The following is a 24,790-nucleotide window of genomic DNA, read 5'->3' as shown; positions in this document are numbered from 1 at the left end:
ACTATCCCATCAAACCGGGGTTCAGGATGCCACGCGGGTCAAACTGTGCGCGCAGGCCTTGGGAAATTGCAGCCAAAGGTGCTGCTTCAGGTTGAAACACCTGCGCGTCGGAGCCGCGCATAAGCGTTGCGTGACCAGAAAAGGGGGACAATGCCGCCCTCATGCCGAAGCCTTCCGCGCAAGAAACCCAGATCAAACCGCCGCCCCAATCCAGCGCGTATCTTGCAGTGTTTGGAAGTTTGGAAACCACAGCTGGCGCGTCGCTGGGCTTGACTGAAATGCGCCAAACTGCACCTTCGGATTTCGCAAAATGGGTGACGTCACGGACATCATCCCATGCCTTTTTCGAGGCGGAGTGATCTAACCCACCCATATCCGCGAAGCCATCCAACAGCGCACGAAGCTGGCTTATGCGGTATTTTACAGAGCTCTCGAACCCCTCCAATCGCAGCATTGTCTGACCTGTTTGAGGAAGATAGGCGGCACCAGAAACCTCAAACGGAGAGCCCAACGCTTTCGACATGGCTTCTACAGCGCGCGCCACCTCTAGGCCATGCAATACCAAGGTTGATACCGTCTCGATGCCCGGTAACACTTTGAACGACACTTCAGATAAGACGCCAAGCGTGCCGTATGATCCGGCCATCAACTTGACCAAGTCGTACCCGGTCACATTCTTCATCACCCGACCACCGTTCTTAATGATGGTCCCCTGTCCGTCAACAAAACGCACCCCGATAAGACTGTCACGACACGCACCTGCTTGAATGCGACGTGGGCCGGATACGTTTGCCGCCACCATGCCGCCCAATGTCGGCGTGCCTGTTGTGCCCAGCAAAACACGGTGGTCCATTGGCTCGAACGGCAACCGTTGGTTCTCAGCAGCCAGTGCAGCTTCAACCTCAGCCACGGGCGTGCCAGCCTTGGCCACCAACGTCAACGCACCCGGTTCATAAAGCTCAATACCAGACAAGCCCGAGGTTGATAGAATAGCCCCGTCTGAGCGCCCAATCGGACGCGTGCCGCCGCCCTGAATGCGCAAAGCTCCCTTTGCAGTTTTCACCGCGTCGGCCAGCGCCGCTTCATTTTCTGGTGTCATCATTTTCTGTAGGTCCTCAATACTTGCGCGCGGCAAAACTCTCAAAGAGAGTTTTCTCCAAGAATTTCAAAATTCTTGGTGGCTCATCGCATGCGGCGGCTCTCGGTTGCGTCTAATGGGAAAACTTTGGCCGGGTTCAACAACCACTTGGGATCGAACACATCTTTGACCTTCATCTGCACCTCAAGGTCTTCTGCTGCAAATTGATCATACATCAAGTCGCGTTTCTCGATACCCACGCCGTGTTCCCCAGTCAGGCAACCGCCAACTTCAACACAAAGGCGCAAAATATCAGCCCCCATGGCTTCACAACGCTCCAAGTCGCCTTCTTTGTTGGCATCATACAAGATGAGCGGATGCATGTTGCCGTCGCCTGCGTGGAACACATTGCCCACGTCCAACCCGTATTCCTTGGATATTTCGCCAATGCGTTTCAGCACATAAGGCAGCTCTGACACCGGAATAGTTCCGTCCAAGCACATGTAATCGTTGATCTGCCCCATCGCCCCGAAGGCAGACTTTCGACCCAGCCAAATCTTGGCACTCTCCTCAGGCGACGTACTTTCGCGCAGCTCGACCGGATTATGCCGCCGCGCAATCCCCATGATCACTTTCAGTTGGTCGTCAATTTCCGCAGGTGAACCCTCAACCTCAACGATCAAAAGCGCCTCGCAATCGGGATAACCCGCACCTGCAAATGCCTCAGTCGCACGAATAACAGGGCGGTCCATGAACTCAATCGCGACAGGCAGCACACCCGCTTTAATGATGTCGGCCACGCAAGCCCCCGCGACCTCATTATCATCAAAGCCCATCAACACGGGCCGCGCGCCTTCAGGCTTGCGCAGGATGCGCAACGTGGCCTCTGTGACCACGCCCATTTGGCCCTCGGAGCCACAAATAAGCCCCAGTAAATCGTAGCCGCCCGCATCCAAATGCGCGCCGCCGACCTCCAACACTGTGCCGTCCATTTGCACCATGGTAACGCCCAACAGATTGTTCGTTGTCACGCCATACTTTAAGCAATGCGCCCCGCCGGAATTCATCGCGATATTGCCCGCGATAGCGCAGGCCAGTTGTGACGACGGGTCGGGCGCATAGAAGAAATCGTTTTCCTCCACCGCGCCAGTCACGGATAGATTTGTGCGCCCGGTTTGAACGCGGATATAGCGGTCGCCGTAGTTGGTTTCCAAAACATCGTTCAACTTGGCCACCCCAAGGATCACGCAATCCGCCGTAGGCAGCGCCCCACCAGCCAACGAGGTGCCAGAGCCACGCGGCACCACAGGCACGCCTTCTTCGTGGCAAATTTTTAGCACCGCCGCGACCTCCTCGGTCGAGGAAGGGAGCACAGCACAAAGAGGCGGGCATTTATAGGCGGTCAGTGCGTCGCATTCGTAGGCGCGCGTCTCAAACTCATCGTGGATTACTGCGTCCGAAGGCAACACGGATAAAAACCGGCTGACCAGAAGGGATTTTTTAACCATAACCACGGCGTCAGGGGGTGGCATTTCCATGGAATCTCTCCGAAGTGGCGATAATTGGTAAATTTATATTACCAATTTATCCGTATAGCAAGCAGATTCAAACGCGGGTAGCATTGCCTAATGATGTTTCTAGAGCGCCTAACCTTGTTAACCTATCTTGACGCCACCGCCCTTGGGCTGCTGGCAATCTGTTGGCTCGGGGTCAGTTGGCTCATCGAGCACCCGGGTGCGCGCCGCCCTTCCGTGACAGTCATAATGATCGAATACCGTCGCGAATGGATGCGCCAACTCGTCACCCGGGAGCCACGTATCTTTGATGCTGCAATCCTGACCAACCTACGGCAAGGCACCGCGTTCTTTGCCTCTGGCTGTATGATTGCCATTGGAGGCATCCTGGCCATGGTCGGCAATACTGAGCGGCTGCAACATGTCGCGGCCGATCTAACGTCCGAGACCATTCCAACTGCCGTTTGGCAGATGAAACTACTGGTGGCGACATTGCTCCTCACCTATGGGTTTCTAAAATTTGTCTGGGCAAATCGTCTATTCGGTTACTGCGCCGTTGTCATGGCCGCAGTGCCAAATGATACGTCGGATTCGACCTGTTACCCGCGCGCTGCTCAGGCCGCTGAAATCAACATTCGCGCTGCATGGAACTTTAACCGCGGGCTGCGGGCTATATACTACGCGTTGGGGGCCTTAGCATGGCTCATGGGGCCGGTCGCATTGATCGTCGCGACAGCGGCCGTAACTTTCCTTATCTGGCAGCGCGAATTTACATCCCTGCCGCGCGCTATCCTTGCAAATGGCCCCGCACTTCCCGAAGCCAACCCGACCCAAAAGGAGACCTGAGATGAATTCCGTTATGGTCGCAATTCTAGCGCTTTTCGTGGCTTGTGCCCCCTCTCTGGCTGATGCCCCTGACATCAGGCATGTGACTGCCCAGCATCTGAGCAATGGCTGGCGTTTCGACGTCACTATTTTGCACCCTGACAGCGGGTGGGATCACTACGCCGATGGCTGGTCCGTTAACACGCCTGACGGCAAAGAGCTGGGCCACCGCACGCTTGCGCACCCGCATGTGAACGAGCAACCCTTCACCCGTTCTCTGTCTGGTGTGCAGATCCCGAACGGGCTAACCGAGGTTGTCATCCGCGCGCATGACAGTGTGGATGGCTGGTCCGACACCACGTATTTGCTCAAGTTACAGTAGGCGTAGCGGGGCCGCTCAAGGCGCGCCCTTAATGGGTGATACGGCAAAACAGCCCCGGAAATTCCCCGTTCGCGTCAGTTCAAAGCCAGATAGCGCGCTCAGTCAAAAGCCTTAGAACCATTGGCCGGGTTCCATCAGTCCAAGCTCTAGCAATTGGCTTGAATTCCACTGAAATTTTTCAGACCCTCGCCACCAGAAATGTGGAATTTCATACATTGACCCGGGGTTGGACACCAAAGCCTTCGCCGTGCGGAACGAGCAAATTGCGGCGGTAATGTTGTGATGCCAAGGGCATGAATAGGTATTGTACTCGGGGTCGTTGAAAGTGTGATCGCCATTTATCAGTAACCCGGGAGTGGCCAAAAACACCCCAACACGGTCGATCTTGCGCCGCGTCCATGGCACATGCTCCTCAAAGCGCCAGCGCAAGCCGCCAAAAAAGTCTAACTGCCGCTCCAGTGGGATCCCATCCTCAGTGAAACGCGCCAACGCGTAATATCCGGATTTGTCCAAATGCGCACTCTCATGGCACACTGCATTTGGCGCGCTTTTCAAATCGGTTGAGTATAGGTCCACGACGAAACTTAGGATCGTATGGCGGCGTTCTTCCAGTGAAAAGGCAACCAATTCCCGTATGTTACGGGTTTCGCAGAACGGGAAGAATAAATACTCGGCGTTGAAGCAATAATGCATCCAGACACCCGGGAAAAGCTTGATGACCTTGTTGATGATGGCTGCAAAGGCGTCAACTTCGTGGATGTTGGTTGCGACAAGATGCAACCCGTCGCGGTCTTGGGGCAATAAATCATCCGCCCCAAAGATCAAAACCTCGCGGAACCCCAACTTCTCGGCGTGGGTCACCGTGCTTTCAACTTCGGCGGCGTCTTCAACAAAGATCAGCGCGAATGGCCCTTTTGGGGACAGTTGAGCCTGAGCCACACCCAAAAACGCGCTAAGAGAGCTATGCCGCATACCTGTTTTTCTTTCTTTTCTGCTCGCGGGTAAACTCCGCTATCTCGCGGCGAATTGCAAGATCGGGCGCGCTGCGCTATGCCCCGCCACAACCATTATTCGCAGGTGTATCATGTCTAACGCTAAGAAGCTCTTTATCAAGACCTACGGCTGCCAGATGAACGTCTATGACAGCGAGCGCATGGCCGAGGCTTTGGGCGCGGAAGGCTATGAGCCAACTGATGCGATTGAAGATGCCGATATGATCTTGCTCAACACTTGCCACATCCGTGAAAAGGCCGCCGAGAAGCTCTATTCTGATCTGGGCCGGATGAAACCTCTGCGCGAGGCCAACCCAGACCTGAAAATCGGCGTCGCGGGCTGCGTTGCCCAAGCCGAAGGCGCGGAGATCATGCGCCGCCAACCGATGGTTGATCTGGTCGTCGGCCCGCAAACCTATCACCGCCTGCCGGACCTGATGAAGAAGGTTGATAAGGGCGAGCAAGCGCTTGATACGGATTTTCCCGAAGAGGATAAATTTGACCACCTGCCCAAGCGCGAAGCCAAGGCGCGCCCCTCGGCCTTTCTGACGGTGCAAGAAGGTTGCGACAAGTTTTGCGCCTTCTGTGTGGTGCCATATACGCGCGGCGCGGAGGTTTCCCGCCCGCCGGAACGCCTGCTTGCCGAGGCGCGAAATCTCGTGAGCCGCGGTGTGCGCGAAATCACCCTGCTGGGTCAAAACGTCAATGCCTACCACGGCGAGGGCGAGGATGGCACATGGGGGCTGGCCCGCCTGATCTGGGCGTTGAATGATATCGAGGGCTTGGCGCGCATTCGCTTCACCACCTCGCATCCCAACGATATGGAAGAGGCGCTGATCGAGGCGCATGGCACTTGCGACAAGCTGATGCCCTATCTGCACTTACCGGTGCAAAGTGGTTCGGATAAAATCCTCAAGGCAATGAACCGTAAACATACCGCCGCCAGCTATATTGAGCTGATCGGGCGCATTCGTGCGGCGCGCCCGGATTTGCTGTTATCGGGCGACTTTATTGTCGGCTTCCCCGGTGAGACGGATCAAGACTTTGAAGACACCTTGGCGCTGGTCCGCACTGTGAATTACGGGCAAGCCTATTCGTTCAAATACTCCGCACGCCCCGGCACGCCCGCCGCCGAGAAAGAGCCCGTGTCCAACGAGGTGGCCTCCGAGCGCTTGCAGCGTTTGCAAGCCTTGCTGACCGAGCAGCAAAAGGCGGCTCAGGTCGCCATGGTCGGGCGTGTGGTCAAAGTGCTATTCGAGAAAAAGGGGCGCGACGCGGGCCAGCTTGTCGGCAAGTCCGACTACTTACATGCGGTCCATTGCGATGCGCCAGAGGCGATGATCGGCACGGTCCAGAGCGTCCGCATCCAAGCCAGCGTGACGAATTCTTTGTCCGGTGTATTGGTATAGTCGCTCGAAACTGGGTGAAATCGAATAGGGTGCTCCACAAGATATCGTAGTTTTGAACAGGTTCTCCACAGCTTATCCCGTGAGTTATCCCCCAAAAGCCCTAAAAAATCTGACTTTGTTGCTCTTTCAGCAACTATATGTGGTAAATACCTCTTTAATTTACACTCAGGTTTGGTAGTCTACCGAAAATATAGATGACTGCGTTGACCTTGAGGCTAGGGAGCGGCGCGGCGTGAACCGATTAACAGGCAGGGGACGAGGGCAGTGAAACTCAATCTATCAAATATTTTGCGGACTGTGTTGGGGGGGTGTGCGGTTGCCGTATCCGGCCTGATGATTTCCGCAACGGACGCATCCGCGCAACAGACATATATCTATACCGAGGATGGCTTCAGCCAAGGCACAGTCACCAACGGTAAGATCATTCGCCGCACTACGGTGCGTGCCGAGCGCTACATTCCAACCATTTGGGTTGATCCCGATGGGTGTGAACACTGGGTAATGGATGACGGGTTCGAGGGCTTTATGACGCCACACGTCACTCGCCAAGGCATCCCGGTTTGCCGTCGTGGCAATACATGCGCGGTGATGAATTCGGATCAGTTGTTTGCGACCAACCAAGCGGTCATCAACGGGTCCAACAAGAAGCGTTTGCAACAGTTCTTCCAGTCGGCAGGGGCCACGGCCTACATCATTGATGGCCACACTGACAGCCGTGCCAGCGACGAATATAACATGCGTCTGTCCAAGCGCCGCGCGAATGCGGTGGCTCAGGTCGCACGCTCCGTCGGTGCGCGGGTTTCCGCGACACGCGGCTACGGCGAACGGGTGCCAAAAGCATCCAACCGCTCCGCGTCTGGCAAAGCTGCCAACCGTCGTGTCGAAATCCAATGCATTCGCTGAGTGGAGAGTTGAAATGAAAATAGTAAAAGCAATCACGATCCTCGCAGCGTTAAGCGCAGTTGCCGCCTGCGACGTGACTGGCGAAAGCAACAAGGGTGATAAAACCCGCGACTACGGCAATGGCTTCTTTGGCCGTGGCACGAAAGACCTGAGCCAGCTTCAAGCCGGTATCTGGGTTGACCCGCGCGGGTGTGATCACTGGATCATTGATGACGGCATCGAGGGCTACCTGTCCCAACGCCTTGACCGCAACGGCAAGCCCGTTTGTTCCGGTGCAGCCCCTCCCGGCTATGCGACGGGCAACTACCGTGGCTCGCGCGATGTTCGTGACCCGATCTAGGTGCACCGCACTTATACAAGTTTCGAGAAGGCCACCCCTCGGGGTGGCCTTTTTCATGTCAAATATGTGAAATCTGGGGCGCGGGCCTTGCACGCTCTCGCGCCCTCATGCACCTTCGCCGCAAATTATTTAATGCAGGGAGATATCGTTGACCATCAGTGACCTGACCGTGGCCTCCACGGATGCGCCCTCGACTGAAATCCGGTTGGAGTTTCCCGACAACCGGTTGCTGATTGATCTATGTGGCGAGTTTGACCGGAATTTGGCCCAGATCGAGCAAGTGCTCGGCGTGCAAATCGTGCGGCGCGGGAACCAGCTTGATGTTATGGGCGAGGCAGCCGAGAAGGCAGTCACCGTGCTGGAGGCGCTTTATGTGCGCCTTGAGGGAGGGCGCTCGGTTGGAATGGTCGATATCGAGGCCGAGATACGCATGGGCCGCGCGGCAGAAGACACGGGCGACCGTGAAGGCGACCAGATCGAGATGTTTAAAGGCGGCTCGGTCGAGATTAAAACCCGCAAGAAAACGGTGGAGCCACGCACGCAGGCGCAAAAAGACTACGTGAATGCGCTGTTTAAGAACGAATTGGCCTTTGGTATCGGGCCAGCGGGTACGGGCAAGACCTATCTGGCGGTGGCGGTGGGGGTCTCGCTGTTCATCACTGGTAAGGTCGATAAGATTATCCTGTCGCGTCCTGCTGTGGAGGCGGGTGAGCGGCTGGGCTTTCTGCCTGGTGATATGAAGGAGAAAGTTGATCCCTATATGCAGCCGCTTTATGACGCGCTGGAGGATTTTTTGCCGGGCAAGCAAACGGCCAAATTGATCGAAGAAAAACGTATCGAGATTGCGCCGCTTGCTTTCATGCGCGGGCGTACGCTGTCGAATGCGTTTGTGGTTCTGGACGAGGCGCAGAACGCGACAACGATGCAGATGAAGATGTTTTTGACCCGTCTGGGGCAGGGGTCGCGGATGGTGATTACCGGGGACCGCTCGCAGGTGGATTTGGCGCGTGGGGTGCAATCGGGGCTGCATGAGGCCGAAGCGTTGATCAAGAATGTCAAAGGGGTCTCGTTTAGCTACTTTACGGCCAAAGATGTGGTGCGTCACCCGCTGGTTGCGCGCATTATTGAAGCCTATGAGGCCGCGGACGCAAAGCGTTAAGGGTTCGCCGCGCCAAGGCGCGCCGACCGGCGGGGCTCTGCCCCGCACCCCGGAGTATTTTCGGCAAAAAGAAACTGAACCTCGGTTGACCTTGGCGGGTGCGGCTGTCACATGGCAAACACATGGCACAGATTGAAATATTGACTGAAGAAGAGCGTTGGGGCGACTGTGGCTTGCCGGATTTGGCGGTGCGGGCCTGTAATGCAGCCTTGGCGGAATTGTCGCTGGATGCGGATTATCAGATCAGTTTACTGGCTTGCAGCGATGCGCGGGTGGCCGAGCTGAATACCGAGTTTCGCGGAAAGCCGACGCCAACCAACGTGTTGTCCTGGCCCTCCGAGGAGCGCGGCGCGCAGCTGCCGGGTATGATCCCACACCTGCCTGAGGGTGCACCGCATGAGTTGGAATTGGGCGATATTGCCGTTGCATTTGAGACCTGCACCCGTGAGGCTCAAGAGGCTGGCAAGGATTTCGAGGATCATGTGAGCCATCTTTTGGTGCATGGGACCCTTCATCTGTTGGGCTTTGATCACACAAACGACCCAGATGCGGCTTTGATGGAAGGTTTAGAGACCAGAATTCTTGCAAAATTAGGTATTGAGGACCCATATAGGGGGTAAGTCCCGCGATATGCGGGGGATTAGTTGAAATCAATTGGAAAAGGACCGATGGGCGAAGACAACGACGGCTCGTCTACTGCGGCGCTCAGCGCGCAGGATGTAGACCCCCTCCAGACCTCCACCGCAAGCGGCGGTGCTCGGGCTGGACTCATTTCTCGAGTGATCAACGCCTTCCGCGCGCCGGAAGCCGATCACGTGGCTTCCCTGACAAATGGAGCCCGCTCCTCTCAGCTGGGGCTTGGAAACCTGCGCGAAAAGCGGGTGGATGACGTTGTTATTCCACGCGCGGAAATCGTGTCGGTCCCTCAAACCATCAGTTTGGCCGACCTGGCAGGGGTGTTTCGTGAAAGCGGGCTGTCGCGACTGCCCGTGTTCGAAGACACCCTCGATACGCCGGTTGGCATGATCCACCTGAAGGATTTGGCTCTGCGCCATGGCTTCAATGACAACACCGCAAAATTTGACCTGCCGAGCATGGTGCGCCCGGTGCTGTTCGTGCCGCCCTCAATGCCAATCGGGGTGTTGCTGGCCAAGATGCAAACCGAGCGCAAACACATGGCGCTGGTGATTGATGAATATGGTGGCGTGGACGGGTTGGTGACCATCGAAGACCTGATCGAGCAGGTTTTGGGCGAGATCGAGGATGAACATGACATCGAGGAGGCGGACCTCTGGATGATGGAAAAGCCCGGCTGCTATTTGGTGCAGGCTCGCGCGCCGTTAGAGGAGTTCGAGGCCGAGATTGGTCAACGTCTGTCGGACGACGAGATGGACGAGGAAATCGATACTTTGGGCGGCTTGGTGTCCATGCTGTCAGGGCAAGTGCCTGCGCGCGGTGAGGTGATAAAACACCCGTCTGGGGCCGAATTCGAGGTCGTCGATGCCGACCCGCGCCGGATCAAACGCTTGCGGGTGTTTGTGCCTGTTTCCAAAGTGAATTAACCCGGTGCTTCGGCGCGCATTTCGGCCCGTTGCACGGCCAAGCTGGCCGCATATGGCGCTGGCTGCGGGGCTGGGTGTGCTTGGCGCGCTGGGGCAGGCACCATGGTCGCTTTGGCCTGTTGCGCTACTGGGATTTGGCGGGCTGATCTGGCTTTATGGGCAAGCGTCTAGCGCACCAAAGGCCGCGTGGATCGGCTGGGCAGGTGGGGCTGGATATTTTGCACTGGCGTTATCTTGGCTGGTGGAGCCGTTCCTAGTTGACGTCGCGCGCCACGGGTGGATGGCGCCCTTTGCGCTTTCTTTTATGGCGGGTGGATTGGCCTTGTTGTGGGCCACTGCTTTTGGCGTCGCGCACCGGGTCGGCGGCGTTTTTGCACTGGTTATCTTGTGGACTGTTATGGAAATGCTGCGCAGCGTTTTATTCACTGGTTTTCCATGGGCAACGGTTGGCCACATCTGGGCAAACCACCCCGTTATGCAGCTGGCCTCGTTGGGCGGGGTGCCGATGTTGACCGTGCTAACGCTGTTGATTTCTGCGGGCCCTAATTTCCGGAAACCCCTTGCTGGAATGGCTATGTCGGTCATAATACTTGCAGTAAGTTGGGGCTATGGGGTGCAGGTTTTGGCCACCCATGACACGCAATACACCGGTAAAATGATACGGCTGGTACAACCAAATGCTGCGCAGCATTTGAAGTGGGACCCCGCCTATGTTGAAGGCTTTTTGCAGCGCGCAATTGATCTGACATCAGAGCCATCGCAGGCCAATCTGGATTTGGTCGTTTGGCCGGAAACCTCGGTGGCTTATCCGCTTGATTCCGCGCCAAATACCTTGGCCGCGATTGCACATGCGGCAGGGGGTGTGCCCGTGATCGTGGGGGGCAACGACCGCGTGCTGGATGGCTGGCGCAATACCATGTTGTTGCTGGCACCCGATGGCAGCCGACTGAGCACATACTACAAACATCACCTCGTGCCTTTTGGCGAATACATTCCCTTCGGTGAGGCGCTGGCCAAATTGGGCATCCACGGCTTGGCATCACGAGATGGCGGCGGTTTCGCACCGGGGGCGGGGCCGCAAATCATAGAGTTGCCGGGCATTGGTCCGGCCTTGCCGCTGATCTGTTACGAGCTGATTTTCCCGCGAAACCTGCGCGGATTGCCACGCCCTAAGTTGTTATTACAGATCACCAATGATGCGTGGTTTGGGGCCATATCCGGCCCCTATCAACATTTGGCGCAGGCCCGAATTCGCGCGGTGGAGCAGGGCTTGCCGATGATACGCGCGGCCAACACCGGCGTGTCGGCGGCGATTGATCCTTGGGGGCGGATTACTGCAAAAACCAAAATGAACGAGGCCATATTTCTTGACGTGAACTTGCCTGCACCAACCCAAACCACGCTGTATAGCAAGCTTGGGGATTGGCCGATGCGCGCGCTTTTGATCGCGTTGCTTACATGGCGGATCATCGCGCGGCGCCGCGTGCCCATTGACCCCGACGCCCCACGAAGATAGGGCAAGTTAAGCATTGATCGCCACAACGGCTTCCTGACGTGGCGGGGCAATAAATTGGAGCACTTCTCATGGCACGAAATAATTACATGTTCACCTCTGAATCTGTCTCAGAGGGGCACCCCGACAAGGTTTGCGATCGTATCTCTGACGCAGTTTTGGACGCTTTCTTGGCTGAAGAGCCCGAGGCGCGCGTTGCGGCTGAAACCTTTGCCACCACGAACCGCGTGGTGATTGGCGGCGAGGTCGGCCTGTCTGACCAAGACAAGTTGCATGAGTATATGGACCGTATCGATGGCATCACCCGCAATTGCATTCGCGACATCGGTTATGAGCAAGATAAATTCCACTGGAAGACCGTCGAAGTCACCAATCTGCTGCACGAGCAGTCCGCGCATATCGCGCAGGGCGTCGACGCGGCCAATGGCAAAGACGAGGGCGCGGGCGACCAAGGCATCATGTTCGGCTATGCGGTAGACGAAACGCCTGAATTGATGCCCGCTCCGATCCACTATGCCCACGCTGTCCTGCGTCGTTTGGCCGAGGTGCGCAAAAATGGCACCGAGCCGACGCTTGGCCCTGATGCCAAGTCGCAACTGACCGTGCGCTATGCCGATGGCAAGCCTGTCGGCGTGTCCTCCATCGTGCTCTCGACACAGCATCTCGACGAGAACATGACCTCCGCTGACGTGCGCGCGGTGGTCGAGCCCTACATCCTAGAAGTCCTGCCCGAAGGCTGGGTAACGGGCGATACGCAATGGTGGGTGAACCCCACGGGCAAGTTTGTCATCGGCGGCCCCGATGGCGATGCGGGCCTGACCGGGCGCAAAATTATCGTTGATACTTACGGTGGTGCGGCCCCGCATGGTGGCGGCGCATTCTCGGGCAAAGACCCAACCAAAGTGGACCGCTCGGCGGCTTATGCTTCGCGCTATTTGGCGAAAAACGTGGTGGCGTCCGGCTTGGCACGACGTTGCACGATCCAGCTTAGCTATGCAATCGGCGTGGCAAAACCGCTGTCGATCTATTGCGATACCCACGGCACCGGCGAGGCACCGGACGCCAAGATCGAGGCCGCCGTCGCGAACCTAGTGGACCTGACGCCGCGCGGCATCCGCGAGCATCTGGGCATGAACCGCCCGATCTATGCACGCACCGCCGCCTACGGCCACTTTGGTCGCGCCCCCGAGGCCGATGGTGGCTTCTCTTGGGAGAAAACCGATTTGATCGAGAAGCTGAAACGCTCAATCTAAACCGGTGTAATGTTTCGAGCAAAGGGCGTGCCACTGGCGCGCCCTTTGCTGTTTTGAGCGCCAAGCACTAGCCCAAAAGTATGATGTCCGAGGTGCCCGCATTACGGCGCAATGCATGTACCTCAACCAAGTCCGGATCATTGATCCATGCCACTGCGGCGGTTTTGTCGGGGAAGCTGAGCAGGGCCGCGACGCCGGGCAATTGCGGCGCGCCGTCAAGTGCGGACACATCTCCCGATGCGGCCTCGACCTTGCCACCATGGCGCGCCAACGCGGCCCCTGCGACCTCGCGGTACTTGGCCATGTTGTCGGGGTTGGTGACGTGAAGGCTTGCGAATGCGTAGATCATTTTGTTCTCCTGATTTGCGATGGGTCACAGCTAGCCCTCGGCATCTCTGGCGAAAACGCGTGCAAATGCACCTATTGCATGCAAAAACGCATGGATGGATATTGGTTGGGATGACCTCCGCACGGTGATGGCGCTGGTGCGTCACAGCTCGCTGGCCGCGACGGGCGATGCTTTGGGGGTGAATTATACCACTGTGGCACGGCGCATTTCGCGCGTAGAAAAACTGCTGGGATATCCCCTGTTTGAGCGTCTGCCCGACGGCTATCACCCCACCGATGCCGCCCGCCTGATCGCCAAACATGCGCAGCAGATGGAGCATTCCGAGCACGCATTGCTCCGCCAGCTCAAAGGGGCCGAGGCGGGGCTATCCGGTACGCTGACAATCACCGCATCGCAACTGCTCATCGCCTCCTTCCTGACGCCGGTTCTGGATGCATTCACCAAGGCCCATCCGGACGTGGAACTGCGCGTGTTGGCCACAAATGAGGTGCTGGACCTGTCGCGCCGCGAGGCCGATCTTGCTATTCGCATCAGCCGTGATCCGGGTGACACGTTGACCGGGCTTCGCCTTCTGCGCCAGGATAGCGCAAGTTTTGCCAGCGCAGAATGGGCGGCCAGCATTGCCAATGACCCGCAGGCGACGATCGACTGGATCGTTTATGAACAGTACCGAAATGTGCCCAAAGCCGTGCACCCCAGCTATCCCAACAACCGCGTGCGGTTTCGTTTTGATGATATGGTCGCGATGCTTGGTGCCGCGCAAGCAGGGCTGGGTGTGATCCGCTTACCGATGTTCTTGGGGCGGACAACGGCGGGGCTGGAACAGGTGCCGGTCCTGCGCCCCCAACCCTACCCCGAGATTTGGGTGGTGGGGCACCGCGATGTCTGGCCCTCGGCCAAGTTAGTGGCTTTCCGCGACGTGCTGGTGGCGCATTGCAAGGCGCATAAGGCGCTGTTCGTGGCATAGGAAATGTTGCGCCTGCGCGCGTCCCCCGCTACACCGCCGCCCATGAACACATCAGACACAGAGCCCACAACGCCGTGGCGCAACTTTTATGGCCGCCTCAAAGGCCAAGGCCTGAATGCCCGCCAAGAGCAGGACCTCAAAGAGGTGCTGCCCAAGTGCAGCTTGGAAAACATCAGTCGCGAAGACAACCCCACGCGCGCCATGTTGGATATCGACGCTATCCGTGGTGATAAGCCAGTGTGGCTGGAAGTGGGCTTTGGCTCGGGCGAGCATATCCTCCACCAAGCGCAGGCCAACCCCGATGTGCTGATTATCGGCTGCGAAATCTACATCAACGGTGTTGTATCACTGCTGGGGAAAATTCGCCGCGAAGGTGTGAGCAATATTTTGATCCATCCGGGCGATGCGCGCGATCTGCTGGATGTGCTGCCCGATGATAGCCTAGATAAGATGTTCCTGCTCTATCCCGACCCGTGGCCAAAGTTGCGCCACCACCGTCGCCGTTTTGTGACACCCGAACACCTAGACCCGCTGGCCGCCAAGCTGAAATCGGGCCATGAATTTCGTGTTGCGACGGATATTGTGGACTACGTGCGCCAGACGCTGGCCGAGGTGCCGCGCGCAGGCTTTACCCTGTCTGAGAACCCTGCGGATTTGAGCAAAGCATGGGATGACTGGTTCTCAACACGCTACGAGCAAAAGGCGCTGCGCGAAGGCCGCACGCCGCATTACCTGACTTACATTCGCGATTAATTATCAACGGGATCAGTTCACCATGACATCAAATAAACGCATCGTTTTCTCTAGTGACCACGCTGATATTGGCCTGCGCCAGACCCTCGCCGCGCATGTCGCCACCCTTGGTTGGGAGGTCGAAGACATTGGCCCGATGACGTCCGAGAGCACACATTACCCCAAGCACGGGCAAGCCGCGGCACAGCGTGTAGCCTCGGGCGATTGCGCGTTGGGGATCATCGTTTGCGGCACAGGGCAGGGCATCATGATGGCCGCCAACAAGGTGAAAGGCATCCGTTGCGGTGTCTGCTCGGACGCGTTTTCCGCGCGGATGATCCGGCAGCACAATAACGCCAATATGTTGTCTATCGGTGCGCGGGTAATCGGTGAAGGATTAGCGCTTGATATCGTGGAGGCCTTCGTGAATGCCACTTTTGAGGGCGGCAGACACGCCACGCGCGTGGCAATGATAGAGGCGCTGGAGGGGTAGGGTTGCGGTGATCCATGTTGGTGGCCTCTGCTAACGCCTCGATTGATTTTCGACGCATCGAATGACAGAGTTGAGTCCAATGTGAATGCAGTTGATGGGGTCGGCGCTTAGAAGGCTCCCTTGTTTCGGCTAGTAGTATTTTCAAATTTGTGGGGCTAAGAGATGAAGCAGATGTACGCCTTTACTGTGGCCATGTCTGTATTGGTCGGGTGCGCTTTTCACACGACAGAACATGTCAATCTATCACCAGAAAACACAAGCTGTAAATTAAGCGGCTACGACCGAATAGTAGAAGAACGCATTGCAGAGCTTGGGCCGGGACTGAAGAGAGACCTCGTTGTAAAAGTTCTAGCCGACATTGCTATCGAGGTTTGGCAATTGCCCCGCCAGCAAGGATCACCTTGTAGAGTAAAGTATCAAACGAACTTTCAGACTGCCTATCCAATTTACGATGTGAGTTTTCCGGCCGAGATTTCATTGCACATAGGTCAAAAGTCGGTCTGCCTAAATCATGTTGATTTATTCGGTTCTGGTATCGCTAAACAGCCAAAGACAGGACCATACAAAAAGTACCCTTGGGAATACATTGAAAACACGGCTCTCCCAGATGAGCTACAAACGGGCAAATTCGGAAGTAGACGATTTCTCCCTGTTTGCTTTGGAGCGGATGGCAACATAGCGGGCTTTTTGGATGGCCAAATTTAAGAGGTATCCTGCTGAATTGATCAACACGTACCCCAAATCGCCCAACACAAACGCCGATGGACCCTCGCGCACCACTGGGCTATCACGTTAGGGCTTTTGATTGACCAGAAAGAATTGCCCCATGTCCGGCCACGGTGACCCTATTCCAATGACTTCGCGCGCCAATGGTGCTCTTTCTGGTGAGGCCAATGTGCCGGGGGATAAATCTATCTCTCACCGCTCGTTGATTTTGGGGGCGATGGCCGTTGGTGAAACCCGGATTACTGGGCTGCTGGAAGGCCAAGACGTGCTGGATACGGGCCGCGCGATGCAAGCGTTTGGCGCGACCGTTACCAATCATGGCGGCGGAAACTGGTCGGTGCATGGTGTTGGCGTTGGCGGCTTTGCCGAGCCAGATCATGTGATTGATTGCGGCAATTCTGGCACCGGTGTTCGGTTGATTATGGGCGCGATGGCGACCACGCCAATCTGCGCGACCTTTACTGGCGACGCGTCCTTGAACGGGCGTCCCATGGGGCGGATAACCGATCCTTTGGCACTGTTTGGGACGCAAAGTTATGGCCGCAAAGGTGGGCGTTTACCGATGACGGTTGTTGGCGCGGATGCGCCGGTTCCTGTGCGCTATTGGGTGCCGATGCCCTCGGCGCAGGTGAAGTCTGCTGTGCTGTTGGCAGGCCTAAATACACCGGGCGAGACTGTGGTGATCGAGAAAGAAGCAACCCGCGACCACACCGAGCGGATGTTGGCGGGCTTTGGCGCGCAGATCAGCACTGTCGAGACTGGTGAGGGCCGTGTTATCACGCTGGTTGGCCAGCCCGAATTGAAACCACTAGATATCACGGTGCCGCGCGATCCGTCCTCGGCGGCGTTTCCGGTCTGTGCGGGGCTGATTGTGCCCGGATCTGATGTGTTGGTGCCGGGCATTGGGTTGAACCCAACGCGTGCCGGGCTGTTTACCACGCTTAAAGAAATGGGCGCGGAGCTGGCATACGAGAACCTGCGCGAGGAAGGCGGCGAGCCTGTGGCCGATCTGCGCGCAAAGTTCTCTGACAACATGCAAGGTATCGAAGTGCCGCCCGAGCGCGCCGCCTCGATGATTGACGAATTCCCGGTGCTGTCCGTGGTCGCGGCCTTTGCCAATGGCAAGACGATTATGCGCGGAGTGAAAGAGCTGCGCGTGAAAGAAAGCGACCGCATTGATGCCATGGCGCGCGGCCTGGAAGCTTGCGGGGTGACAGTCGAGGAAGACGAGGATACGCTGATCGTGCACGGGCTTGGCCCGCGCGGCGTAAAGGGCGGCGGCACGTGTGCCACTTATCTAGATCACCGCATTGCAATGTCCTTCATGGTTTTGGGGATGGCAACGCAAGAGCCAGTGCATATTGACGATGGGGGGGCAATCGCGACGTCCTTCCCAATTTTTGAGAATTTGATGCGCGATTTGGGCGCGACTATTACAAGGGATTGATTGGATGCAAAAATATTTTGCCAGTGTTGTTGTTGGTGGTGAGGCTGATCTGGAAGCCAACTCGCGGATTTTCGTGGGTCATTCAGAAAATATAGCTCAATTTTTGGCCACGCTAATGATGGCGTTCGATCAAGATGGCACCAAGCTTTTGTTGATGCGGCGCGCGGCGTTGCTTGATGATTTCGAGGAAGAAGATTTCGATGCTCCGATCAATCTTGGCCCTGTCAAAGCCATGGATATGCAGCCCGGACGCTTGATCGCGGGTGATCCTTACCCCGGTGAATTGCCCGCCGCATTGCCTGCAACAGGGTGCACAATGGCGATGGTTGATTTGGCCGTCAAAAGCGGCGGCGGGGAAGTGGCATTGGTGGCCGTGAAAGCTGACAATGCGATCCAAGGTTTGCGTATTATCCTGAGTGATGCAGAAACCGGGGGCGCTACAATTAACTCGGTTGAGGGGCTGATGGATGCCACGTTGCACGCCGATGATGCCTATGATTTCAACGCCAAGCCAAGCGCGCTGGCGGAGCGGATCAAAGCAGGCGAAAGCGTCGCAATGAGCGATCCAATTGCCTACGGTTCCTAAAATACGCCTCTGGGTTGCGGCCATTTTGGTGGCTGCGATCTATGCTCTTTTGGCCTATATGTCTTATATAAAAATGCCCTCCCTCACGGGGGGTGTTTTAGGTTTTGACATGCGGCCACTGGGCATGTCCAACGACATCGCCGCCGCCTATATTTCTGATTTAACCACACCCGCCAGAGACTTTTATTTCAATGTGCTAAGGCCCGTAGATACGACCTTTATTATCGCGTTTTGTGTCGTTCTATATCGCCTTGCCTCAACGCTGGGCGGGAGGTTGTTTTGGCTTACTATCGGGGCTGTCATCCTTTACGCCATTGCTGACTTTTCCGAAAACAGAGCGGTGGGAATTGTCATGAAGCCAGCCTTTCATATGGATGGTTTTGCACCGTTTGAAATGATTGCCTTAATGACGCGGATAAAGTTTGGCGCATTGATCATCGCGGCGGTTAGTTTGTTTTTCCAATGGAGGAGCTCAAATGCAAAACGGTAGCTGCTTATGCGGCCAAATTAGCTATAGCGTTAATGGCCCGTTGCGCCCTGTTGTTGCGTGTCACTGCCAACAATGCCGCAAAACCAGCGGGCATTTTGTGGCGGCAACGTCTTGTGCGCGCGGTGACATTACCGTGAATGGGGATGTGGCGTGGTATAAGTCCTCCGACACTGCAAGGCGTGGATTTTGCGGCATATGTGGCTCGCAAATGTTTTGGGATGGGCCGGGGGCAAACCTGTCAATTTTCGCAGGCACGTTTGACGGCGACACTGGGTTAAAGCTTGCGGGCCACATCTTTTGTGCCGACAAGGGTGATTACTATGAGATTGCTGACGGGCTGCTTTGCGCAGATGCCAGTGACCCGAAATTGACGACACAGGTGCCATGAAATTTACAGTTGCAATTGATGGCCCTGCTGCGGCGGGCAAGGGCACGCTTTCAAAACAAGTGGCGGCGGAGTTTGGCTTTGCGTATCTTGATACTGGGCTTTTGTACCGCGCTACAGGCGCGCGGGTGTTGGATGGCGAAGAGCCGGTTCAAGCGGCCAAATCATTGACCCCGGAAGATATGGCACGTGATGATTTGCGTACCACGCGCGTCGCGCAAGCCGCCAGCAAAGTCGCCGCAATCGTGGAGGTGCGCGCGGCGCTGGTTCAGTTCCAGCGTGATTTTGCGCGCCGTGATGGCGGTGCTGTTTTGGACGGGCGCGATATCGGCACGGTCATTTGCCCCGATGCGCAGGTAAAACTGTTTGTCACCGCGTCAGATGCCGTGCGCTCCGAGCGGCGCTATCTGGAACTGTCGGGCAAGGGCCAAGATGTGACCCGTGACGGAGTTTTGCGCGACCTTACTGAGCGTGATGCACGCGACCGAGATCGCGAAGCAGCGCCCTTGGCGGCGGCGGCGGATGCGGTGGTGATTGATACATCCGAGATGAGTATCGACGATGCCGTTGCGGCCGCGACCCGAGAGATCCGGGTGCGGCTAAAAGATGTCTCGGACTGAGAGTAGGTAGGCGGCCACCCGTGTCGGGCTGCGGTCGTTTTTACGGGATGTTAGCCCGTATCCCTTCGGGGTTTATCGCCCCCTAATATGCCGGCAGTCGCGGGAAGTCCCTTGCGCGGGACCTGTGACCACAGATCGAATGTGTTAGGCGTTGCATATCACGCGCATTGCCCAACGGTGGTTAACCAAGGACGGGGTATAAGGCGCGCGCGTTAAGGTTTGGTAGTGCGCCCGTACGGTGCTTGGGGGTAATCGCGTGAAGCTGTGGCTCTCGGGTTTCGCGCTAGTGCTTGTGTAGGTCTTCGCCACAATTCGGGCAATAATTCAGGGCGTCAGAGGTGCGGGCCTTTTGGGCCTCGATCCTGATTTCGTCGGCAATGCGCTTGCCCAACCCCAACTCGCGGCGCAGCTCTTCGATCTCGTGCTCTTCATCGGCGTCGATCACACCATCGGCGAGTGCTGCACGTAGCTTTTCCGCCAACTCCTCTCGGGTGCGGCGCAAACGATCCGCCATGCCGCTGGCCAAAATACCCGCAGGCAGCGCGGCCATGCCGATACCGACAACGGCGACAAGTGCGCCAAAAAGCTGCCCGATCGGGGTTATGGGGACCACATCGCCATAGCCCACGGTGGTCAAAGTCGCCATCGCCCACCACATCGCCGCAGGGATGGAGCCGAATTTGTCGGGCTGCATTTCATGCTCGGCCAGATAGGCGCCGCTAGAGGCGAGCACCAGCAAGACGATCAGAATGAAAAAACCCGCGAAAAAGGAGTTCGCCTCTTCGCGTAAGACCTCTAGCAGCATCGACATGGCGGAGGAGTAGCGGGTGAGTTTGAGGATGCGCAGCAATCGAAGGACGCGCAGGAAGCGCAGGTCAATCTTGAGGAAGAAGCCAAGGTAGAACGGCAGGATTGCCAACAGGTCGATCAAGGCGAGTGGCGAGAGCATATAGCTGAGGCGCGGGTTGGGACGGTCTTTGAATTTGGGATCCTCGACGCTGACCCAGACCCGAACGAAATACTCGACACTAAACGCGGCAACCGAGATGACCTCGATCACCCAAAAACTTGCGGCGAAGCGGGCCTCGATGCTTTCGACAGTTTCCAAAATGACGGCGGCGACGTTGATTGCAATCAGCGCGATCAGGAACAAATCCAGATAGCGGCTCATCCAGTCGGATTTTTCATCCGGGTCGAGCATTTTATATACGGTCTGACGAACTTGGCTCACGGCGTGCCCCTGTTTGACGTATATTCAGCCGACATTGGTCGCGCTGCAAGGGCGAATTGGGAGGGGCGTTGGTTACAGATCGAATGCGTCGCGTAGAGGCCGCCGAGTTTGGTTAAAGAAAATATATAAGGCGAGGGCGTTAATCTTTGGTCGGTGCTGAGCGGGATTGTGAGATATGTGTGACACCGAATTTGAACGACACAGCAGAGCCTCAAGGGTGAACATATTGGGGGTAATTAAGTTACATACTACTTATTCTTATTTGGTTTTCTAAACTCTGAAATAACAGTTTGCCGCACGATACGGTTTGGGAAAAAGACGATGCCATCAGCTTCCAATACATCGATGAGGTACGCCGTGGGAGGGCGCTCGTCACTCCTTATTAAACTAACTCTCAGGTTACTCAATTTGAACATATAGCAAACTATCACAGCCATTTCGGCTGTTACTCGGATGTTGCCCAGGTCTTCAATCGGAGGGTGCAACCCGTCTGGGTTTTGACGTATGCTTTGTACCACTTCACTAAGCTCGTCCGCTGAAAATTTCTCTAGACAGCGCTCCTCAGCCCGCGATCGAAGCAACTGGAGCTGACTATCAGTAAGTGAAGTGGGCAGCATTTCGGAAAATCGTTCGCGGTCCACCACTTTGATGGATTTTTCATTCAATAAGTCTGCATAGAGGCTCACATAGGCGAGGGCGATTGAACTTCGTGCGCGTTCAAGCGTCTCGTCAGTCAGGAAGTGGTTTATAATATACTTGACCTCATCATTGGGTGAAGCCGATGCCTGCGGCCCGTAAGCAAGGGCCGTTATGGTAGCAAATAGTATTCTTAATCGCATCTTAGGCACCTCAAATTGTACGGTGGTATAAGATAAAAATACTATGGCTTCAGTATGTTCAGTCCGTGAATGAATTTTGTTCACCCCACATGGCCGCCAATACGCTCAAATAGATGTGGTAGAAAATGGACAGGCAACGCACGATGCCTTAGTTGCTTGCTCTTGCCCCCAACCCACGCTATACGCGCGACTGTCTAAGGGGCGAGAACAGTCTCAAGGCAAGCAGGGTCGGTTTTCCGGCCCTCTTTGTTTTGAAAAGCCCTGACGACCAACATGAAACCCAAAGACCGGCGGAGACAACCGCTCGGCCCGCATAAACATTTAGATTAGGACACCCACGCCACATGGCTACAACTGCAACTATGGAGGAATTCGAAGCCCTCTTGAACGAAAGCTTCGAAATGGACACACCGGACGAGGGTTCGGTTGTCAAAGGTAAAGTCATCGCAATCGAAGCTGGTCAAGCCATCATCGATATCGGCTACAAAATGGAAGGCCGCGTTGAACTTAAAGAATTTGCTGAACCTGGCGAAGCCCCAAAAATCGAAGTTGGCGACGAAGTTGAGGTTTACCTCGACCGCGTAGAAAACGCCCGCGGCGAAGCATCCATCAGCCGCGATAAAGCGCGCCGCGAGGAAGCTTGGGACCGTCTGGAGAAAGCCTACGCTGATGAAGAGCGCGTCGAAGGCGCAATCTTTGGTCGCGTTAAAGGTGGCTTCACGGTTGATCTGGGCGGCGCAGTTGCGTTCCTTCCGGGCAGCCAAGTTGACGTGCGCCCAGTGCGTGACGCTGGCCCATTGATGGGTCTCAAGCAGCCATTCCAAATCCTGAAAATGGACCGTCGTCGTGGCAACATCGTTGTATCGCGTCGCGCAATCTTGGAAGAATCTCGTGCGGAACAGCGTGCAGAAGTCATCGGCAACCTTACTGAAGGCCAAGCGGTTGACGGCGTTGTCAAAAACATCACCGAGTACGGCGCATTTGTCGATCTTGGCGGCGTAGACGGCCTGCTGCACGTCACCGACATGGCATGGCGCCGCGTCAACGACCCACGCGAAATCTTGAACATTGGCGAGACTGTCAAAGTACAGGTTATCAAAATCAACAAAGAGACCCACCGTATCTCCCTCGGCATGAAACAGCTGCAGGACGATCCATGGGGCGAAGTTGCTGCGAAATACGACCTTAACACGACCCACACGGGCCGCGTTACCAACATCACCGATTACGGCGCATTCGTTGAGCTGGAACCGGGCGTTGAAGGTCTTGTTCACGTCTCCGAGATGTCTTGGACTAAGAAGAACGTACACCCGGGTAAAATCGTGTCGACGTCTCAAGAAGTCGAAGTTATGGTTCTGGAAATCGACAGCTCCAAGCGTCGGGTTTCCCTGGGTCTCAAGCAGACACAGCGCAACCCATGGGAAGTGTTCGCAGAGAACAACCCTGTCGGCAAAGAGATCGAAGGCGAAGTCAAAAACATCACCGAATTCGGTCTGTTTGTTGGCCTCGAGAACGATATCGACGGCATGGTTCACCTGTCCGACATCACATGGGAAGGCCGTGGCGAAGACGCACTTGGCGACTTCCGCAAAGGCGATGTGGTTAAAGCCGTTGTCACCGAAGTTGACGTTGAGAAAGAGCGTATCTCGTTGTCGATCAAAGCAATGGACGGCTCGTTCGACACTGCAGTTGACGGCATCAAGCGCGGCTCGATCATCACTGTCAAAGTCACCTCAATCGAAGAGGGCGGCATCGAAGTGGAATATGAGGGTGCTAAATCCTTCATCCGCCGCTCCGATCTGTCACGTGACCGTGCCGAGCAGCGCCCAGAGCGCTTCGGCGTTGGTGACAGCCTTGATGTGCGCGTGACCAATGTGGACGCCAAGACCCGCCGTTTGGGTCTGTCCATCAAAGCACGTGAGATCGCGGAAGAGAAAGAAGCCGTGGAGCAGTATGGCTCCTCGGACTCGGGTGCATCTTTGGGTGACATCTTGGGCGCGGCGCTGAAGTCTGACGACGAGTAATCGCTTCGAGGTAAAAATTTGAATGCGGCCTCGCCAGAAATGGCGGGGCCGTTTTCGTTTGTGGCTGATGTCTGGACGCTGCGATTCGGGGGCGAATCGCATTATTGGGACTTGTGACGAAAGCCTGCGATATTTGGATTTTACGGCCTGATCGGGTCAAGAGCCTGCCAATCGGGTTTTTTTCACACCCTTTTCCCCGTCTGTCAGGGGAATGCCGCACTCTAAATGCCTTCCGCAGTTGAATTATTCGTCCTATACTCGATTAGACGCGGCCGCTATCCGCGATGGAACAAAGTCCTGGGGAGGATATTTGATGATACGCTCCGAGTTGATCCAGAAGATCGCCGACGAAAATCCGCACCTGTATCAGCGCGACGTTGAGCGCATTGTGAACACCATCTTTGAAGAAGTTGTTGACGCGGTGGCATCGGGAAACCGTGTGGAGCTTCGCGGCTTTGGCGCGTTTTCGGTCAAGAAGCGCGATGCGCGCACGGGCCGCAATCCACGCACCGGTGAAAGTGTTCATGTGGAAGAAAAGCATGTGCCTTTCTTTAAGACCGGCAAGCTGCTACGTGATCGGCTTAACGGAAACGAAAGCTGATCTGAAATGCGCTACATTCGCTACTTGTTTTTGGCCGTTATCGGCTTGTTCTTGATATTGGTGGCACTGGCCAATCGGGGCATGGTGACTGTAAAGCTTTTGCCCGAGGAGATAGCAGCCTATCTGGGGCAGCCGTTGTCCTATGAATTGCCGCTCTTTATTGTGATTTTTGGCGGGATTATTGTTGGACTGCTGATCGGGTTCGTTTGGGAATGGTTCCGCGAGCATAAGCTTCGTGTCGATGGGCGGTTGCAAAAGCGTGAGAAAGAGCGACTGGAGCGCGAGGTCAAAGGCCTTAAGCGTAAGTCGAATGAAGGCAAGGATGAAGTTCTGGCCTTGCTCGACGACAGTGTGCTTGCGCGCTAAGTTA

28 protein-coding genes and 1 riboswitch are annotated in these 24,790 nt (G+C 56.1%); of the genes, 22 read left to right on the top strand and 6 right to left on the bottom strand.

Features of this window, described 5'->3' with window-relative positions:
• Position 1 precedes the first annotated feature (1 nt).
• Positions 2 to 1,099, bottom strand: a complete 1,098-nt coding sequence (locus AC3Y7R_RS08610) for an FAD-binding protein (RefSeq protein ID WP_490042012.1) — start codon at positions 1,097 to 1,099, stop codon at positions 2 to 4.
• A gap of 83 nt (positions 1,100 to 1,182) precedes the next feature.
• Positions 1,183 to 2,616: an FAD-linked oxidase C-terminal domain-containing protein gene (locus tag AC3Y7R_RS08605; protein WP_490041626.1), complete on the bottom strand. Its 1,434-nt coding sequence runs from the start codon at positions 2,614 to 2,616 to the stop codon at positions 1,183 to 1,185.
• 90 nt (positions 2,617 to 2,706) lie between these two features.
• Here AC3Y7R_RS08605 and AC3Y7R_RS08600 point away from each other — a divergent pair, with 90 nt between their 5' ends.
• Positions 2,707 to 3,438 carry a DUF599 domain-containing protein gene (locus AC3Y7R_RS08600; protein ID WP_490041625.1) on the top strand — a complete coding sequence of 244 codons (732 nt, stop codon included), beginning with the start codon at positions 2,707 to 2,709 and terminating at the stop codon, positions 3,436 to 3,438.
• 1 nt (position 3,439) lies between these two features.
• Entirely contained in the window at positions 3,440 to 3,799 is a 360-nt protein-coding gene (locus tag AC3Y7R_RS08595; protein WP_490041624.1) for a hypothetical protein, read from the top strand.
• Between the two features lie 111 nt (positions 3,800 to 3,910).
• On the opposite strand, the gene AC3Y7R_RS08590 is transcribed toward AC3Y7R_RS08595, so the two are convergent.
• Positions 3,911 to 4,771 carry a hypothetical protein gene (locus AC3Y7R_RS08590; protein WP_490041623.1) on the bottom strand — a complete coding sequence of 287 codons (861 nt, stop codon included), beginning with the start codon at positions 4,769 to 4,771 and terminating at the stop codon, positions 3,911 to 3,913.
• Between the two features lie 112 nt (positions 4,772 to 4,883).
• On the opposite strand from AC3Y7R_RS08590, the gene miaB reads away from it, so the two are divergent.
• The 8 genes from miaB (at position 4,884) to metK (ending at position 12,930) form a co-directional block, all read left to right on the top strand.
• Positions 4,884 to 6,200: a tRNA (N6-isopentenyl adenosine(37)-C2)-methylthiotransferase MiaB gene (gene miaB / locus AC3Y7R_RS08585; protein WP_490041622.1), complete on the top strand. Its 1,317-nt coding sequence runs from the start codon at positions 4,884 to 4,886 to the stop codon at positions 6,198 to 6,200.
• A gap of 333 nt (positions 6,201 to 6,533) precedes the next feature.
• The gene (locus AC3Y7R_RS08580; RefSeq protein ID WP_490042011.1) at positions 6,534 to 7,103 is read left to right on the top strand and encodes an OmpA family protein; all 570 of its coding nucleotides are present in this window, start codon (positions 6,534 to 6,536) and stop codon (positions 7,101 to 7,103) included.
• 13 nt (positions 7,104 to 7,116) lie between these two features.
• Complete coding sequence (locus tag AC3Y7R_RS08575) at positions 7,117 to 7,443, top strand: hypothetical protein (protein WP_490041621.1); 327 nt, start codon at positions 7,117 to 7,119, stop codon at positions 7,441 to 7,443.
• A 148-nt stretch (positions 7,444 to 7,591) separates the two neighbouring features.
• Positions 7,592 to 8,602, top strand: coding sequence for a PhoH family protein (locus AC3Y7R_RS08570; RefSeq protein WP_490041620.1), 1,011 nt, complete (start codon positions 7,592 to 7,594; stop codon positions 8,600 to 8,602).
• Positions 8,603 to 8,724: 122 nt separating this feature from the next.
• Positions 8,725 to 9,222: an rRNA maturation RNase YbeY gene (ybeY, locus tag AC3Y7R_RS08565; RefSeq protein WP_490041619.1), complete on the top strand. Its 498-nt coding sequence runs from the start codon at positions 8,725 to 8,727 to the stop codon at positions 9,220 to 9,222.
• A 48-nt stretch (positions 9,223 to 9,270) separates the two neighbouring features.
• Positions 9,271 to 10,164, top strand: coding sequence for a CBS domain-containing protein (locus AC3Y7R_RS08560; protein WP_490041618.1), 894 nt, complete (start codon positions 9,271 to 9,273; stop codon positions 10,162 to 10,164).
• Between the two features lie 4 nt (positions 10,165 to 10,168).
• Positions 10,169 to 11,680 carry an apolipoprotein N-acyltransferase gene (lnt, locus tag AC3Y7R_RS08555; protein ID WP_490041617.1) on the top strand — a complete coding sequence of 504 codons (1,512 nt, stop codon included), beginning with the start codon at positions 10,169 to 10,171 and terminating at the stop codon, positions 11,678 to 11,680.
• A 14-nt stretch (positions 11,681 to 11,694) separates the two neighbouring features.
• A riboswitch (SAM-SAH riboswitch) is annotated at positions 11,695 to 11,742 on the top strand.
• 6 nt (positions 11,743 to 11,748) lie between these two features.
• Positions 11,749 to 12,930, top strand: a complete 1,182-nt coding sequence (gene metK, locus AC3Y7R_RS08550) for a methionine adenosyltransferase (RefSeq protein ID WP_490041616.1) — start codon at positions 11,749 to 11,751, stop codon at positions 12,928 to 12,930.
• A gap of 67 nt (positions 12,931 to 12,997) precedes the next feature.
• Here metK and AC3Y7R_RS08545 read toward each other — a convergent pair whose 3' ends face one another.
• Positions 12,998 to 13,279: a DUF1330 domain-containing protein gene (locus AC3Y7R_RS08545; protein WP_490041615.1), complete on the bottom strand. Its 282-nt coding sequence runs from the start codon at positions 13,277 to 13,279 to the stop codon at positions 12,998 to 13,000.
• 94 nt (positions 13,280 to 13,373) lie between these two features.
• Here AC3Y7R_RS08545 and AC3Y7R_RS08540 point away from each other — a divergent pair, with 94 nt between their 5' ends.
• The 9 genes from AC3Y7R_RS08540 (at position 13,374) to AC3Y7R_RS08500 (ending at position 19,725) form a co-directional block, all read left to right on the top strand.
• The gene (locus AC3Y7R_RS08540) at positions 13,374 to 14,246 is read left to right on the top strand and encodes a LysR family transcriptional regulator (protein WP_490041614.1); all 873 of its coding nucleotides are present in this window, start codon (positions 13,374 to 13,376) and stop codon (positions 14,244 to 14,246) included.
• Positions 14,247 to 14,288: 42 nt separating this feature from the next.
• Positions 14,289 to 14,999, top strand: a complete 711-nt coding sequence (gene trmB / locus AC3Y7R_RS08535; RefSeq protein WP_490041613.1) for a tRNA (guanosine(46)-N7)-methyltransferase TrmB — start codon at positions 14,289 to 14,291, stop codon at positions 14,997 to 14,999.
• 22 nt (positions 15,000 to 15,021) lie between these two features.
• The gene (rpiB, locus tag AC3Y7R_RS08530; protein ID WP_490041612.1) at positions 15,022 to 15,471 is read left to right on the top strand and encodes a ribose 5-phosphate isomerase B; all 450 of its coding nucleotides are present in this window, start codon (positions 15,022 to 15,024) and stop codon (positions 15,469 to 15,471) included.
• Between the two features lie 162 nt (positions 15,472 to 15,633).
• The gene (locus AC3Y7R_RS08525; RefSeq protein WP_490041611.1) at positions 15,634 to 16,176 is read left to right on the top strand and encodes a hypothetical protein; all 543 of its coding nucleotides are present in this window, start codon (positions 15,634 to 15,636) and stop codon (positions 16,174 to 16,176) included.
• Between the two features lie 121 nt (positions 16,177 to 16,297).
• Positions 16,298 to 17,644, top strand: a complete 1,347-nt coding sequence (aroA, locus tag AC3Y7R_RS08520; RefSeq protein ID WP_490041610.1) for a 3-phosphoshikimate 1-carboxyvinyltransferase — start codon at positions 16,298 to 16,300, stop codon at positions 17,642 to 17,644.
• Between the two features lie 4 nt (positions 17,645 to 17,648).
• Entirely contained in the window at positions 17,649 to 18,230 is a 582-nt protein-coding gene (locus AC3Y7R_RS08515) for a hypothetical protein (protein WP_490041609.1), read from the top strand.
• Between the two features lie 124 nt (positions 18,231 to 18,354).
• Positions 18,355 to 18,720, top strand: coding sequence for a hypothetical protein (locus AC3Y7R_RS08510; protein ID WP_490041608.1), 366 nt, complete (start codon positions 18,355 to 18,357; stop codon positions 18,718 to 18,720).
• The gene (locus AC3Y7R_RS08505; RefSeq protein WP_490041607.1) at positions 18,707 to 19,108 is read left to right on the top strand and encodes a GFA family protein; all 402 of its coding nucleotides are present in this window, start codon (positions 18,707 to 18,709) and stop codon (positions 19,106 to 19,108) included. The genes AC3Y7R_RS08510 and AC3Y7R_RS08505 overlap by 14 nt, the downstream gene beginning before the upstream one ends.
• A complete protein-coding gene (locus AC3Y7R_RS08500; RefSeq protein ID WP_490041606.1) occupies positions 19,105 to 19,725 on the top strand; it encodes a (d)CMP kinase in 621 nt (206 codons plus the stop codon). The genes AC3Y7R_RS08505 and AC3Y7R_RS08500 overlap by 4 nt, the downstream gene beginning before the upstream one ends.
• A 283-nt stretch (positions 19,726 to 20,008) precedes the next feature.
• Here AC3Y7R_RS08500 and AC3Y7R_RS08495 read toward each other — a convergent pair whose 3' ends face one another.
• Positions 20,009 to 20,956, bottom strand: a complete 948-nt coding sequence (locus tag AC3Y7R_RS08495) for a potassium channel family protein (protein ID WP_490041605.1) — start codon at positions 20,954 to 20,956, stop codon at positions 20,009 to 20,011.
• Between the two features lie 248 nt (positions 20,957 to 21,204).
• Positions 21,205 to 21,795, bottom strand: a complete 591-nt coding sequence (locus AC3Y7R_RS08490) for a hypothetical protein (protein ID WP_490041604.1) — start codon at positions 21,793 to 21,795, stop codon at positions 21,205 to 21,207.
• 344 nt (positions 21,796 to 22,139) lie between these two features.
• Between AC3Y7R_RS08490 and rpsA the strand changes: the two genes are divergently transcribed.
• From rpsA to AC3Y7R_RS08475, 3 genes are all read left to right on the top strand, one after another.
• Entirely contained in the window at positions 22,140 to 23,819 is a 1,680-nt protein-coding gene (gene rpsA, locus AC3Y7R_RS08485) for a 30S ribosomal protein S1 (RefSeq protein WP_490041603.1), read from the top strand.
• Positions 23,820 to 24,132: 313 nt separating this feature from the next.
• On the top strand, positions 24,133 to 24,420 hold the full coding sequence (ihfB, locus tag AC3Y7R_RS08480; RefSeq protein ID WP_089947461.1) for an integration host factor subunit beta: 288 nt from the start codon (positions 24,133 to 24,135) through the stop codon (positions 24,418 to 24,420).
• Between the two features lie 6 nt (positions 24,421 to 24,426).
• Complete coding sequence (locus tag AC3Y7R_RS08475) at positions 24,427 to 24,786, top strand: lipopolysaccharide assembly protein LapA domain-containing protein (protein ID WP_490041602.1); 360 nt, start codon at positions 24,427 to 24,429, stop codon at positions 24,784 to 24,786.
• The last annotated feature ends 4 nt before the right edge of the window (positions 24,787 to 24,790 follow it).

The organism is Litoreibacter sp. (genome assembly GCF_058136045.1).
The sequence above is the reverse complement of the archived record's forward strand: the minus strand, read 5'-3'. Positions and strand labels throughout refer to the sequence as shown.

Bases quoted from the DNA above. Each gene is read 5' to 3' on its own strand.
- AC3Y7R_RS08600 (WP_490041625.1), top strand. From the start codon at position 2,707: ATGATGTTTCTAGAGCGCCTAACCTTGTTAACCTATCTTGACGCCACC.
- aroA (WP_490041610.1), top strand. From the start codon at position 16,298: ATGTCCGGCCACGGTGACCCTATTCCAATGACTTCGCGCGCCAATGGT.
- metK (WP_490041616.1), top strand. From the start codon at position 11,749: ATGGCACGAAATAATTACATGTTCACCTCTGAATCTGTCTCAGAGGGG.
- AC3Y7R_RS08500 (WP_490041606.1), top strand. From the start codon at position 19,105: ATGAAATTTACAGTTGCAATTGATGGCCCTGCTGCGGCGGGCAAGGGC.
- AC3Y7R_RS08505 (WP_490041607.1), top strand. From the start codon at position 18,707: ATGCAAAACGGTAGCTGCTTATGCGGCCAAATTAGCTATAGCGTTAAT.
- AC3Y7R_RS08605 (WP_490041626.1), bottom strand. From the start codon at position 2,616: ATGGAAATGCCACCCCCTGACGCCGTGGTTATGGTTAAAAAATCCCTT.
- rpsA (WP_490041603.1), top strand. From the start codon at position 22,140: ATGGCTACAACTGCAACTATGGAGGAATTCGAAGCCCTCTTGAACGAA.
- AC3Y7R_RS08540 (WP_490041614.1), top strand. From the start codon at position 13,374: ATGGATATTGGTTGGGATGACCTCCGCACGGTGATGGCGCTGGTGCGT.
- ihfB (WP_089947461.1), top strand. From the start codon at position 24,133: ATGATACGCTCCGAGTTGATCCAGAAGATCGCCGACGAAAATCCGCAC.
- AC3Y7R_RS08515 (WP_490041609.1), top strand. From the start codon at position 17,649: ATGCAAAAATATTTTGCCAGTGTTGTTGTTGGTGGTGAGGCTGATCTG.
- AC3Y7R_RS08525 (WP_490041611.1), top strand. From the start codon at position 15,634: ATGAAGCAGATGTACGCCTTTACTGTGGCCATGTCTGTATTGGTCGGG.
- miaB (WP_490041622.1), top strand. From the start codon at position 4,884: ATGTCTAACGCTAAGAAGCTCTTTATCAAGACCTACGGCTGCCAGATG.
- AC3Y7R_RS08475 (WP_490041602.1), top strand. From the start codon at position 24,427: ATGCGCTACATTCGCTACTTGTTTTTGGCCGTTATCGGCTTGTTCTTG.
- AC3Y7R_RS08510 (WP_490041608.1), top strand. From the start codon at position 18,355: ATGTCCAACGACATCGCCGCCGCCTATATTTCTGATTTAACCACACCC.
- AC3Y7R_RS08580 (WP_490042011.1), top strand. From the start codon at position 6,534: ATGATTTCCGCAACGGACGCATCCGCGCAACAGACATATATCTATACC.
- trmB (WP_490041613.1), top strand. From the start codon at position 14,289: ATGAACACATCAGACACAGAGCCCACAACGCCGTGGCGCAACTTTTAT.
- AC3Y7R_RS08575 (WP_490041621.1), top strand. From the start codon at position 7,117: ATGAAAATAGTAAAAGCAATCACGATCCTCGCAGCGTTAAGCGCAGTT.
- AC3Y7R_RS08560 (WP_490041618.1), top strand. From the start codon at position 9,271: ATGGGCGAAGACAACGACGGCTCGTCTACTGCGGCGCTCAGCGCGCAG.
- AC3Y7R_RS08595 (WP_490041624.1), top strand. From the start codon at position 3,440: ATGAATTCCGTTATGGTCGCAATTCTAGCGCTTTTCGTGGCTTGTGCC.
- AC3Y7R_RS08590 (WP_490041623.1), bottom strand. From the start codon at position 4,771: ATGCGGCATAGCTCTCTTAGCGCGTTTTTGGGTGTGGCTCAGGCTCAA.
- AC3Y7R_RS08490 (WP_490041604.1), bottom strand. From the start codon at position 21,795: ATGCGATTAAGAATACTATTTGCTACCATAACGGCCCTTGCTTACGGG.
- rpiB (WP_490041612.1), top strand. From the start codon at position 15,022: ATGACATCAAATAAACGCATCGTTTTCTCTAGTGACCACGCTGATATT.
- ybeY (WP_490041619.1), top strand. From the start codon at position 8,725: ATGGCACAGATTGAAATATTGACTGAAGAAGAGCGTTGGGGCGACTGT.
- AC3Y7R_RS08610 (WP_490042012.1), bottom strand. From the start codon at position 1,099: ATGACACCAGAAAATGAAGCGGCGCTGGCCGACGCGGTGAAAACTGCA.
- AC3Y7R_RS08545 (WP_490041615.1), bottom strand. From the start codon at position 13,279: ATGATCTACGCATTCGCAAGCCTTCACGTCACCAACCCCGACAACATG.